The organism is Rhodovulum kholense (assembly GCF_003053725.1).
Classification (GTDB): domain Bacteria; phylum Pseudomonadota; class Alphaproteobacteria; order Rhodobacterales; family Rhodobacteraceae; genus Rhodovulum; species Rhodovulum kholense.
In genome coordinates this window covers 1-12,194 of sequence record NZ_QAYC01000025.1, presented here as the reverse complement: position 1 = coordinate 12,194, position 12,194 = coordinate 1, and the positions used below count along the sequence as shown (strand labels likewise).

Sequence of the window (12,194 nt, the reverse complement as noted above, 5' to 3'; positions counted from 1 at the left end):
GGACATGGCAGACCCGGCCGTCTTTGCCGACGACTACAAGCCCCTGCCCTACTGGTGGGAAGCCGCCCCGCCCGAGACCGGGTCTGACCCGCTGCACGCCGAGGCCGACATCGCCGTGGTGGGGTCGGGCTATACCGGCCTTCACGCTGCGCTTCAGACCGCGCGGGCGGGGCTTTCGACCGTGGTGATCGAGGCCGAGACGCCCGGCTGGGGCTGCAGCACCCGGAATGGCGGGCAGATCTCGACCTGCATCAAGCCCTCTTTCGCGACGCTCTCTGCCCGCTACGGCCCGGACCTGGCGGCCGCGATCCTGCGCGACGGCCAGGCCTCGCTGGACCATATCGAACGCGTCATTGCCGACGAGGGGCTGGAGACCGGGTTTCAACGTGTTGGGCGATTCCACGGCGCCCATCTGCCACAATGCTATGACAGCCTCGCCCGCGACATCGCCGCGCCGAACCCCGCCTACGAGACCGGCGCCTACATGGTCCCGCGGGACGCCATGCAGGCCGAACTGGGCACCCGCGCCTATTGGGGCGGCGCGGTCTTCCCTCGCCATGCCAGCATCGATCCCGGCCGGTATCACGCCGCATTGCTGCGCCTTTGCCGGGCGGCGGGCGTGCAGATCGTCTCGCGCGCCCGCGTGACCGAGCTTGAGCGACTGTCGCCTGGCTTCCGGCTGCGCACCGCCAAGGGCGCGCTGAAGGCGGGCAAGGTGATCCTCGCCACCAACGGCTATAGCGGCCCGGTCTCGCCCTGGCACCGGCGGCGGGTGATCCCCATCGGGTCCTACGTGATCGCCACCGAGCCGGTCCCGAAGACGGTGATGGACCGGCTGTTCCCGACCGACCGGATCCTCTCGGACACGCGCAAGCTTGTCTATTATTACCGCCCCTCGCCCGACCGGACCCGGGTGCTGTTCGGCGGCCGGGTGTCGCTGCGGGAAACCGACCCCGACCGCACCGGCCCGGTCCTGCTGCGCGAGCTGGTCCGCCTTTTCCCTGACCTCAAGGGCACGCGGATCAGCCATTCCTGGGCGGGCACCGTGGCCTTCAGCTTCGACACGCTGATGCATGCGGGCGAGGACGATGGCCTCTTTCACGCGATGGGCTATTGCGGCTCGGGCGTGGGCATGGCCGGATATCTCGGGATGAAGATCGGCCGCCGCGCCGCCGGGCTCGAAGATGCCGAAACGGCCTTCGACCGCCTGCCTTACCCGACACGGCCCTTCTATACCGGCACGCCCTGGTTTCTGGCGCCTTCGGTGCTGGTCTACCGGGTCCGGGATCGGTTCGGCTGGTAGCGGGTCGCGGGCCCGGCGGGCGATGCCCGACTTCGGACCCGCTCAGGCATCAGTCGATCCGCACGCCCTGACGTTTGAGCTCGCCCTGCACCGCCGTCAGGTCGACCTCGCCCACGTCCCGGTTCGATTTCACGGCCTTGGCCGCCGCCACGCCCGCGCCCTGCCCCACGACGGCGCAGCAGGACATGTTGCGCGTCGCGGCATGGGCGATCCGGTCACCGCCCGTCGAACGCCCGGCGACCAGCAGACCCTTGACCCTCTTCGGCAGCATCGCGCGATAGGGCAGCTGCATGTAGCGCCCCGTGGTCGGCAGGATGAGGATGCCGTAGCCGTCGATGAATTCGGGATAGATGCCGATCGAATCCTCGAACCGGCCCTGTTCGCGCACATCGGTTTCCGTCATGTTATAGGCCGCGTCGATCTTGCGCGTATCGCGGATGCCGATGGTCATGCCGAAGTTCCGCAGACGCGCGCCCTCGCAGCCCGGCATGAACCGCCTCAGCGCCTCGATCGCCAGCATCGTCTGGCGCCGCCCTTCGATCTCGCCCTTGGTCAAACTGTCGGGGTCGGTCCCGTCGACCGCGTCAAGATGGACGAGGTTCATGTAGGTCAGCTCGCCGGTATCGTGCAGCGCGCCCCAGGTCCCGGCGATGGTGTTCAGATGGGCCGGGATCAGCCCCTCCTGAATGGCCCGCTCGAACGGCTTCTTGATGAAGGGCGAGAACATCTCGTCCTCCTTGCCCGAGGTCTCGATGGTCCATTCGCCGCCGCCGCCCCAGTCGCGATAGGTCTGCGGATCGGACTTGATGCCCTCCATGAAGGCGGTCTTGTCGACCCCCGCGAGGTGGAACATCACCGAGGCCGCCATCATGGTTTCGCGCGGGGTCATGCGGGTCGGGGCACCGGCCCGGTGGGCCACGTCGGCATCACCCGTGGCATCGATCACCATCTTGCCCAGGATCGCCTCGCGCCCGGCCTTCGATTCCGTGATGATGCCGACGATCCGGTCCCCATCCATCACCGGGGCGACGAACTGGCGGTGCAGCATCGGGTGGATGCCCGCCTCCTCGACCAGCCGGTCGGCCACCAGCTTGAACCCCTCGCTGTCAAGCTCATAGCTCAGCGACTGGCTTTCGGGCACCGCGGCGCCCATGTCCTTGGCGCGATCCTCGAATTCGCGGCCGATCCCGCCGGCCTCAATGGTGGCCTCGTGCCGGTACCAGGCGAAGCCCTCGACCCCGACGGCGGTGATGTTGCCGCCGAAACAGCCGAACCGTTCGACCAGCGCCACGTCCACCCCCGCCCGCGCGGCGGCCAGCGCGGCCGCCAGACCGCCGGGACCCGAGCCGACGACGATCACATCGGTTTCGAAGACGACGTCAACCTGCCGGGCCGGTTCCGAAATCTGACGCATTCCTGAGGCTCCTCACACTGTCGGCCAGGTCGGTGTTTCGGCCGCCACAGTAGGGGCCGCAGCAACCTTTGGCTACATGGTCGCACCGCCCGGCAAACCCGGTGAGCGCAGCGTTTCCCCGGCGCCCTTCGATGCCCGCGCGCAGCAAAGGCCCGGCGCGCCGTGCCAGAATTCTCGCAGTCGATCAGGGCGCGAAGGGGAACCGGGCGCAGTTCGAGACGCCGCTTGCGAAGCCCGACTGGCGCGGTGTGAAGGCGATCGCGGCACGGCGGCCCTCCGCAGCGGAAGGCCGCACGGCCCGGTTTCGGCGGCGGCACGACAGTACGGTCTATGCTGCCAGCATGACCGCCATCCCCGAGGACCGGCGCGCAGCCATCGCTGCGCAGTTGCATGCGCATCTCGACCTCCGGGACGAGACGGCGGGCCTTGCCGTGCCCGCCAGTCTCCGCGCGTCACTCGCGCGATGGCTGGTGGGCGGACGGATCGGCTTTGGGATATTGCGGATCTTGAAGCACTCAAACGGGTATCGAGGGCGCGCGCTCGATACCCGTTTCGCCAAGTCGTACGTTCCCCGCAGCGTTCGTCCCGCCCGGCACCGATCAGGCTGTCAACGTCGGCCTCCATGATCAGCGGCAGACCGGCCCGGGCCATGGCGCGAAGGAAATCGCCTTGGCCGTGCTTGGCCAGAAGCCCGGACCGATCCATGTTGGTCGTGATCATCGGGGGGTCCGTGTGAACCCGGTTGAAGCCGCCAAACTCCACCTCGATCATACACCTCGGTGATCCGCCGGGGGCACACCGGCAACGGCGCAGAAATTACACCACGTCATCGGACACTAACCCGCTTGATATGCACAGACCGGGCGAGCGGCTAGGCCGCATGCTCAACAGGGAGTCCTGCTTGCGCGGTTGCGTGCTTCATTTCCTCCTGGAAAAGGAGGGGAGCTCATGGCGGATACGACCTGAGCGATGAGGACTGGCGGCTGGTCGAGCCCTTGCTGCCGCGGCCGGACAAGGGCAAGCGCCGGGGTGGTGAACGGCATCTACCACGTCGTCCGGACGGGCGCTTGGTGGCGGGATCTGCCCAAGCGCCATGGCCCTTGCACCACGGTCTCCAACCGCTTCGACCTCTGGTCCAAACGGGGTGTCTGGCAGAATGCAGTCGAGGAACCGGCGCGCCGCGCGCCGCAGTCGATGCCGTTGATCGAAAGTTCCATCATCCGCGGCCCACTGGCACGCCGCCGAGGGCAAAAAGCGGGCTCGGATCACGCCATCGGCCATTCTCGTGGCGGATTGACGACCAGGATCCATGCGGTGGTGGATCAGGACGGGCCGCCGGTGAGGCTGCTGCTCACGGCCGGGCAAGCCTCCGACAAGACGGTGGCGACCCTGCTGCTCGGCGCGCTGCCACCGTCGCAGGTGGTCGCGGATCGCGGCCATGACAGCATGGCGCTGGTCCGTTTTGTCACCGAATGCGGCGGCGAGGCGCATATCCCGACCCAGAGCCGGATGCGCCTGCAACGCTGTGTGGCCCGGGACCTCTACGGCAAACGCAACCTTGTCGAGAGAGTCTTCTGCCGTCTCGAACAGTTCCGCCGCACTGCCACATGCGTCGACAAACACGCCGACACCTTCCTCGCCGCCGTCGCTCTAGCCTCAACACGCATCTGGATCAGAGCTATTGAGTCCGCACCCTAGGCGTTCCGCGCCGCATCCAAAGGCAGGGGCTCGGACATCTGCGGCAGCGCCTCAAGCGCCGCATCGAACACGTCGAGACCTGCCCCCGATCCGGCGGCACCTTCGGACAGCAGACGCCGCCAGGTCCGCGCCCCGGGGCGTCCCGCGAAAAGCCCCAGCATGTGGCGGGTGATGGCGTGCAACCGGCCTCCGGCTTCCAGGTGGCGCGCGATATAGGGGCGCATCTCTTCGGCCACCTGCCGTGCGGTCTTGCGTCCCGGCAGACCAAAGATCTCTTCGTCCGCGCCGAGCAGGATCGCGGCGGGGTCGTGATAGGCGGCGCGCCCGATCATCGCCCCGTCGAGCCCGTCTTTCAGAAAGCCCCTGACCTCGGCCAGCGAGCCGATCCCGCCATTGACCGACAGGTGCAACGCCGGGAACGCCCGCTTCATCTCGCGCACGAGATCGTAGTCGAGCGGCGGGACATCGCGGTTTTCCTTCGGGCTGAGCCCCTGCAACCATGCCTTTCGCGCGTGAATGGTGAAGCGCGTCACCCCGGCGGCCGAGATCGTCTGAAGAAAGGCCGGCAGCACCTCCTGCGGGTTCTGATCGTCGACGCCGATCCGGCATTTGACCGTGACCTCGACCGTTGCCGCCGCCCGCATCGCAGCAACGCACTCGGCGACAAGGCCGGGGGTCTTCATCAGGACGGCGCCAAACGCGCCCGATTGCACCTTGTCCGAGGGGCAGCCGACATTGAGGTTCACCTCGTCATATCCGGCCTCGCAGCAGAGCCGCGTGGCTTGGGCCAGTTCCGCTGGGTCCGACCCGCCCAGTTGAACGGCCACCGGGTGTTCCTCGGGGGCATGGTCCAGCAGATGCAACGCGCCCCCCCGGACCAGAGCCGGCGCGGTCACCATTTCGGTATAAAGCAGGACCGAGGAGCACATCAGACGGTGGAAATAGCGGCAATGCCGGTCGGTCCAGTCCATCATGGGTGCAACGGACAGGCGCGAGGCCGTCGAAATCGAAATTTTTATATTATTTCCAGCCACTTAAAGCACCCTTCAGTACGTCTCGTTCACGCTCATTATGGACCAAATTCGTCGATTTTGACACGGGGCTTGGTCCCGCGGACCAAATCCAGTTCCGTGGACCAAGTGGGGAGGCAGTCATGGGCTCGATCACCACACGCAAGCGCAAGGATGGAAGTCTCAGTTACAGGGCACGTGTTCGAGTGATGCGCGAGGGAACCGCCTATCACGAGACGAAGACTTTTGACAGACGCCCAGCTGCGACCACTTGGATAATGGAGCGCGAGAAAGATCTAGCAAAGCCTGGTGCCTTGGAAGAGCTGAACGTATCTGACCCTCCGCTATCAAAAGCGATCGAGCGCCACACCGAAGAAACGGTGAAGGACATCGGTCGCACAAAGGCCCAGGTCCTCAGGACCATCGCCACCTACCCGATCGCCGATCTGCCCTGTTCCACCATCAAGTCGAAGGATATCATCGAGTTCCTTCAGTTTCTGCCCGGACAACCGCAAACCGTCGCGAACTACGCCAGCCATCTCGCCTCCATATTCGCCATAGCACGGCCGATGTGGGACTTTCGGCTGGATGATCGGGAGATGAGAGACGCGATCACCGTCGCGCGCCGTATAGGGATCATCTCGCGTTCCGCGCAGCGGAACCGCAGGCCCACCCTCGATGAACTCGACCGGCTGCTGGCTCATTTCATTGATCGGCGCCAGAGAACGCCTCAGGCCATGCCCATGCACAAGGTGATCGTGTTCGCTCTCTTCTCGACGCGCCGACAGGCAGAGATCACCCGATCTCACCTGGGATGATTTCCAGAAGGAACACAAACGCGTTCTGGTCCGTGACATGAAGCATCCCGGCGAGAAGCTCGGAAACGATACCTGGGTCGATCTGCCCGAGGAGGCCATTCGGATCATCGACAGCATGTCCGGGCATATAGGTGAGATTTTCCCCTACTCACCGGACGCAATCACGGCCAACTTCACCCGCGCTTGCAAGCTGCTCGGGATCGAAGATCTGCACTTCCACGATCTGCGCCACGAAGGCATTTCGCGGCTGTTTGAAATGGGCTGGAACATTCGTCATGTCGCAGATGTCAGCGGACACAGGTCTTGGGTTAGCCTGAAACGCTATACGCACATCCGCGAAACCGGTGACAAATATGCAAACTGGCCGGGCTTGCAGCTCGCAATCGGCAACACGTGATGCGTCAGTACATCAATCTCATCGAAAGGACCCGCGCATCACCCTAAGTTCTGCCAAGTACAGACATCAACTTTCATAGCCGCTGAATGCTGTGATACAGGCAGGTTAGCGATATGCCGTCCATCCTATTGGCACCCTATTCATCCATGAACTTTCGCTGGTAGCGCTCCTCCGGCGAAACCCACGGCTCGATGAATGATAGCGGATCGAGTTCGCCCAGCATCGAACGCGCCAAACGCAGCCGGGATTCCAGATGCACGCGCCGCTCTCCGTCCGTCATCTGCATACGCTTTTCGGCCTCGACGAAAAACATCTCGACGGAGAGCGCCCTGGTCCAATCCGCCATGATATCCGAAAGCTGTTGAAGGCTCTCGGACCGAGCCTTCAAGCTTGCGGGTCACTTCGCCGAACGCCCTATCAAGGGAGCGCTTACTGGTCTCCTGCCATGAAAGCTGCCACTCTACTCCGGGGTGCGGAGAATAGGCGAGCAAGCGAAAGCGTCCGCAAGGCAGGTCCTGTTCTGTCGTCCAACTGTGTGATGGCAAAATCGACCGCCCCTGTCTTCGATCGAGCGTGCTCGCACGAACGCACTTCCCATTCTGGTAACGCATAGTCGCTCGCTCGGTCATCTCCGTCAGAACGAGCCCGATCGGGATGGCGCCGAGGTACGCAATTGTGGGTCGGAGCGGCGACCAGATGGTACCATGCCCATACTGACCACACTTCCTGTCATGGTGGACGGTCTCCCGCTCTTCGATCTTTGCGCGCTGCAACTTCTGATCCGGAGGGGCGAACCGTATGGGATACCCCTTCTTTCCAAACACCAGATAGAGAGCATTGGCGAGGTCGAGCGCTCGCTCCAGAGACGCGGCGGATGTAACGATGTCAGGAAGGAGTTGTTTGTACGGGCGCAAGAATTCGTTGGCATCAATCTTGCGGGTCTTGAGAAACTGGCTCTTCGTCCCACGCAGCAGGGCATTCACTGCGGGCCTTGCCGCACCCCGGCCAGCTTTCTGCGGCTCTTCACCGCGCGCTTCGCTCGCGGGACGTGCGAGAGGCCTGTCCTTGCTCCAGATCTGTTGATCTCCGGGCTGGGCCTCGGGCAGTTGCGGTCGGCGGGGAGCCCTGCCAACAGCCTTCTTTTGCCAGTATCCAACCGGGGGCCTGGGAACGCGCAGCACCGTGCACACTCGAGCCAGGTACGACCCTGAGACGGCACACTTCTCGGCCAAATTAAGGATCGGCGTTTCCCAAACCTCTTCGAAGAGCTGTTCCCGAGAAACCTTAAATCGGTCTTCTGCTCTGCTCAACGGGGGGGGGCTTGCTGGTCATTCTAGTTCGCTTCCGGGCGGACGCGAGCTCAGCCCGCACCTCGCATTCGGACCTTTCGGCTCCTTCTAAGCGAATGAACCGCGGAAGCGCCACCCAATGAGACCGCGTCCCTTGCATGGCGGCACGTGACAAGCGTGGATTCTGCTCATGCCGAGTTGAGAAGCTCTCAATCGCCCTGCCCGTCCAGAACGCGGAGCATGTATTCGTGTGACCTGGGAAGGTCGCAAATGGAGTTTACCACAATAGGAGCCCTGGCGCTCTACGCCTTTGTCATGTCGATCACCCCGAGGCTAAACAACATGCTTCTCGCGAACGCGGGGCTGGTGTTTGGCTTTCGGAACACCATACCGCAGATCGTTGGCATTCCGACCGGTGTGATCTCCCAGATCCTGCTCGTGGCCGCCGGTCTCAGCAGCCTTTTCGCACAGTTTCCCAGTATCCAGTTGGAACTCAAGGTGGCTGGGACGTTCTATCTGCTCTGGCTCGCCCTGAAGCTTTGGAAAGCAGATGCGCTGGCGCAATCACTTAATGCCACCCCGATTTCGTTTTCTCAGGCGCTGCTGTTCCAGTTCATCAATCCGAAATCTTGGCTGATCGCGTTCACCGCCGTGTCGGCATTTCTGCAGCCCGAAAAGGCGGTTCTTCCCCAATTGCTGATCATTTGCTTCGTCTTCGCATTGATCGGCACCCCATGCATGCCCGTTTGGTCTGCCATGGGATCCGTCCTGCGACACCACCTCTCGAGTTTGGCCAGCCTCAGGCGCGCAAACCGAACCCTCGCGGCGCTCGCATCGGCGACGTGCATCATGTTCTGGCTCTGAAGGTGGACAAGGCACGCCAAGCGCATTCGATGCCTGATCTGGTGATCTGGCTGTCATATTTTCGGCTTGCCGGGTTCTGGCTAATGGTTGGGCTCCTCCTCGTTCCAGCTCTCGCGGTGGCGATGTCTCTTATGCAGGAGTCCGGCTTCGAACGCAGGGCATCCTCATGAACGCCATAGATCCCGAGGCGATCATCCCATGAAGAGATATCGACGTCAGAGCAAGTTGGCACGTTCTCGGGGACTGGCGGACGATCTTGACCTTCCGATGTGTCGGCCGACCTCCGAAAGAGGGAAGACGTGTCGGACCCGATGATCTTTACGAGTTGCGGCTTCCAAACGTTGCAACAAAAGGCTGCCTGAGCCTGCAGAGGCATGCTAGGTCCTACAAGACGGCGACGATGACAGATGAGCCTCAGAACGCACCTTTACTGTCGACTGGCCGCGCCTCATGAATTATCTATAATTCATGAAACACGCCCCGGAAGAGACCCAGTCCGCCCGCATCGCCCGCGTCCTTGCCGACCGTATCATCTCGGGCGAGATTCCGCCCGGCGCGCGGCTCCGGCAGGACCATGTCGCTGCCGAATTCGGCGCGAGCCATGTCCCAGTGCGCGAGGCCTTCCGCGAGTTGCAGACCCAGGGTCTGGCAGAGAGCGAACCGAGGCGCGGCTTTCGCGTCACCGAATTCGACGTGGCCGAACTGCGCGAGGTGGCCGAGATGCGCTCCAGCCTCGAAAGCCTCGCCCTGCGCCACGCCGCGCCCAATATGACACGCGCCATTCTACAGGAAGCAGAAGAGGTTACACGCCACGGCGACAGTGCCAGTACCGTCCGTGACTGGGAGGCAGCGAACCGTCATTTCCACCGGCTGATCCTTACCCCCTGCCGGATGCCGCGCCTTCTGCGGACGATCGACGACCTGCAGGCCGCCAGCGCGCGGTTCCTCTTCGCCGCCTGGCGGCGCGACTGGAAGGCCCGGACCGATCACGACCACCGCGCCATTCTCGACGCGCTGCGCAAGGGGCAGACCGACCTCGCCTGCGCCACGCTCGCGCGCCATGTCGGCTGGATCGGTAAGCGCAAGACCGCCGTGAAAAATGCCGACCTACGAGACACTTACGAGATTCCCGGATAATTATCTATAAACGAAATTGCCAGAACCACGCAAAGCCCTCGTAATTATAGATAGACTCGATGCCTATCTTCGGAGGACAGACCCATGGCATTTCTCACCCCCACTCTGACCCGTCCCGCCGCGCTCGGACGCAGCCTCGCGCTGGCGCTCGGCGGCGCGGCGCTGATCACGCTGGGCGCCAAGATCCAGATCCTGTTCTGGCCGGTGCCGATGACGCTGCACACCCTGGCTGTGTTCTTCCTCGCCGCCACGCTCGGGCCGAGGATCGGCTTTGCGGGAATGGCGGCCTATCTGGCGGCGGGCGCCCTGGGAATTCCGGTCTTCTCGGGCACGCCGGAACGCGGAATCGGGCTGGCTTATATGGTCGGGCCGACCGGCGGCTATCTGGCGGGCTACCTGCTGGGGGCGGGCCTGACCGGTTGGCTCGCGCAGGGGCGCGGGTTGATCGGCTGCTTCCTGGCGATGCTGGCGGGCCTCGCCGTGGTCTATGCCCTCGGCCTCGCGTGGCTGGCGCTCTATGTCCCGGCCCAGGGACTGCTGGCCGCGGGTCTCACGCCCTTCCTGCTCGGCGATCTGGTCAAGCTGGCTTTGGCTTCGGGTCTCATCGCGGCCATCGCCCGCCTCCGGACCCGCGCGTCATGATCCGCACCGACTGGACCATGGCGGAGGCCCGGGCGATCCACGCCCTGCCCTTCGCCGATCTCATGCACCGCGCCCAGACCCTGCACCGCGCGCATTTTGACGCCAACGCGATCGAAACCGCGAGCCTGCTCAGCATCAAGACCGGCGGCTGCCCCGAGGACTGCGGCTATTGCTCGCAATCGGCCCATCACGAGACCGGGGTGAAGGCCACCAAGCTGATGGGAACCGAGGAGGTTCTGGCCGCCGCACAGCGCGCCAAGGCCTCGGGCGCGCAAAGGTTCTGCATGGGGGCCGCCTGGCGCAGCCCCAAGGACCGCGACATGGACAAGCTCTGCGACATGGTGCGGGGCGTGTCCGAGCTGGGGCTGGAAACCTGCATGACGCTGGGGATGCTGTCGCCCGAACAGGTCGCGCGGCTGAAGGCGGCGGGCCTCGACTTCTACAGCCACAACATCGACACCTCGCCCGCGTATTACGCGCAGATCGCCAGCACCCGGACGATGGAGGACCGCCTCGACACAGTCGAGCAGGTGCGCAAGGGCGGTATCAAGGTCTGCTGCGGCGGCATCTTGGGCATGGGCGAGGCCGAAGAGGACCGCATCGCCATATTGGTGACGCTAGCGACGCTCCCCGCGCATCCCGACAGCGTGCCGGTGAACCTGTGGAACGAGATCGAGGGCGTGCCGGTGCAGGCGCGCGCCCGGGCCGTCGATCCCTTCGCGCTGGTGCGCATCGTGGCGCTGGCCCGCATCCTGATGCCAGCCTCGGTCGTGCGCCTGTCGGCAGGGCGCACGGGGATGAGCGACGAGTTGCAGGCGCTGTGCTTTCTTGCCGGGGCGAACTCGATCTTCGTGGGCGACCAGTTGCTGACCACCGGCAACCCGGCGGCGTGGAAGGATCAGGACCTGCTGACCCGGCTGGGGATGCACATCGCCCCCGCGCAGGCCCGGCCCCGGGTCGCGGCGGAATAAGCTCAGCCCGGAACGCTTCGGGCGAGGATCTCCACCGCCCGGGCGATCTGCCCTTCGTCCAGCGCCGCATAGCCCAGCCGGAAGGCCTGCGGCTGCGGGCCCTCCAGCGCAAAGCGCGTACCCGGCAGCAGGGCCAGCCCCGCCTGCCCCGCAGCTTTGGCCCAAGCCTCGGCCGACGCCCCCTCGTAACGCAGCCACAGCGCCAACCCTCCGGCGGGCAAGTCGAATGTCGCCCGCCCGGCGAGGTGTTCGCCCAGCAGCGCCGCCAGCAGATCCCGCCGCGCCTTGCGGGCGTGACGGCCGAGATCGCCATCGCGGATCATCTCCGCCAGCGCCGCCTTCAGTGGCGCGTCGCCCTGCCGGTCGATGGCGGCGCGCGCCTCGGCCATCCGCCGCAGCAGTGGCTCGGGCGCCAGCGCATAGCCCAACCGGATGCCCGGCGAGAGCAGCTTCGCCAGCGAGCCCACATATATCAGCGGTAAGCCCTCGGGCGCACGGGCGGCCAGCGGCAGCACGGGGCGGGGCGCTGTTGCGCAAATCAGCTGACGACCGCAGCTCCCCTTTCCCCGGACACACTTATCCCATGGCCACGGTGAGCGGGATGCCGAGCGCCGTGAAGCGGTTGAGGACCGCCGCCCGGATCTGGACTTC

Annotated in this window: 12 protein-coding genes and 1 pseudogene; 8 read left to right on the top strand and 5 right to left on the bottom strand. The window is 64.8% G+C overall.

The features are described from left to right. The first annotated feature begins 4 nt into the window (after positions 1-4). The gene (locus tag C8N38_RS19790) at positions 5-1,303 is read left to right on the top strand and encodes an NAD(P)/FAD-dependent oxidoreductase (RefSeq protein ID WP_108028845.1); all 1,299 of its coding nucleotides are present in this window, start codon (positions 5-7) and stop codon (positions 1,301-1,303) included. Positions 1,304-1,352: 49 nt separating this feature from the next. Here C8N38_RS19790 and C8N38_RS19785 read toward each other — a convergent pair whose 3' ends face one another. Both C8N38_RS19785 and C8N38_RS19780 read right to left on the bottom strand, forming a co-directional pair. Beyond that, a complete protein-coding gene (locus C8N38_RS19785) occupies positions 1,353-2,717 on the bottom strand; it encodes an FAD-dependent oxidoreductase (protein WP_108028844.1) in 1,365 nt (454 codons plus the stop codon). Between the two features lie 480 nt (positions 2,718-3,197). Then, a pseudogene (locus C8N38_RS19780) lies at positions 3,198-3,437 on the bottom strand (transposase); the annotation flags it as partial. Positions 3,438-3,686: 249 nt separating this feature from the next. Between C8N38_RS19780 and C8N38_RS19775 the strand changes: the two are divergent. Next, a complete protein-coding gene (locus tag C8N38_RS19775; protein ID WP_108028843.1) occupies positions 3,687-4,415 on the top strand; it encodes an IS5 family transposase in 729 nt (242 codons plus the stop codon). Here the strand turns inward: C8N38_RS19775 and dusA are convergent. Next, a complete protein-coding gene (gene dusA / locus C8N38_RS19770) occupies positions 4,412-5,449 on the bottom strand; it encodes a tRNA dihydrouridine(20/20a) synthase DusA (protein WP_425440064.1) in 1,038 nt (345 codons plus the stop codon). The two genes, C8N38_RS19775 and dusA, sit on opposite strands and share 4 nt — an antisense overlap. 119 nt (positions 5,450-5,568) lie before the next feature. Here dusA and C8N38_RS22070 point away from each other — a divergent pair, with 119 nt between their 5' ends. Next, complete coding sequence (locus tag C8N38_RS22070; protein ID WP_245895818.1) at positions 5,569-6,243, top strand: hypothetical protein; 675 nt, start codon at positions 5,569-5,571, stop codon at positions 6,241-6,243. Between the two features lie 37 nt (positions 6,244-6,280). Further along, on the top strand, positions 6,281-6,640 hold the full coding sequence (locus C8N38_RS22065) for a tyrosine-type recombinase/integrase (RefSeq protein ID WP_245895817.1): 360 nt from the start codon (positions 6,281-6,283) through the stop codon (positions 6,638-6,640). A 136-nt stretch (positions 6,641-6,776) separates the two neighbouring features. Here C8N38_RS22065 and C8N38_RS19760 read toward each other — a convergent pair whose 3' ends face one another. Then, complete coding sequence (locus C8N38_RS19760; protein ID WP_108028842.1) at positions 6,777-6,986, bottom strand: hypothetical protein; 210 nt, start codon at positions 6,984-6,986, stop codon at positions 6,777-6,779. 1,213 nt (positions 6,987-8,199) lie between these two features. On the opposite strand from C8N38_RS19760, the gene C8N38_RS19750 reads away from it, so the two are divergent. The 4 genes from C8N38_RS19750 (at position 8,200) to bioB (ending at position 11,543) form a co-directional block, all read left to right on the top strand. Next, entirely contained in the window at positions 8,200-8,793 is a 594-nt protein-coding gene (locus C8N38_RS19750) for a LysE family translocator (RefSeq protein ID WP_108028870.1), read from the top strand. Between the two features lie 468 nt (positions 8,794-9,261). Next, positions 9,262-9,930 (top strand): GntR family transcriptional regulator, encoded by a 669-nt coding sequence (locus C8N38_RS19745; RefSeq protein ID WP_108028840.1) that lies wholly within the window; start codon positions 9,262-9,264, stop codon positions 9,928-9,930. A gap of 84 nt (positions 9,931-10,014) precedes the next feature. Further along, positions 10,015-10,572, top strand: a complete 558-nt coding sequence (locus C8N38_RS19740; RefSeq protein WP_108028839.1) for a biotin transporter BioY — start codon at positions 10,015-10,017, stop codon at positions 10,570-10,572. After that, positions 10,569-11,543, top strand: coding sequence for a biotin synthase BioB (bioB, locus tag C8N38_RS19735; RefSeq protein WP_108028838.1), 975 nt, complete (start codon positions 10,569-10,571; stop codon positions 11,541-11,543). Before C8N38_RS19740 ends, bioB begins: the two co-directional genes overlap by 4 nt. Before the next feature lie 2 nt (positions 11,544-11,545). Here the strand turns inward: bioB and C8N38_RS19730 are convergent, their stop codons facing one another. Further along, positions 11,546-12,058, bottom strand: a complete 513-nt coding sequence (locus C8N38_RS19730; RefSeq protein WP_245895816.1) for an aminotransferase class I/II-fold pyridoxal phosphate-dependent enzyme — start codon at positions 12,056-12,058, stop codon at positions 11,546-11,548. Positions 12,059-12,194: the final 136 nt, after the last annotated feature.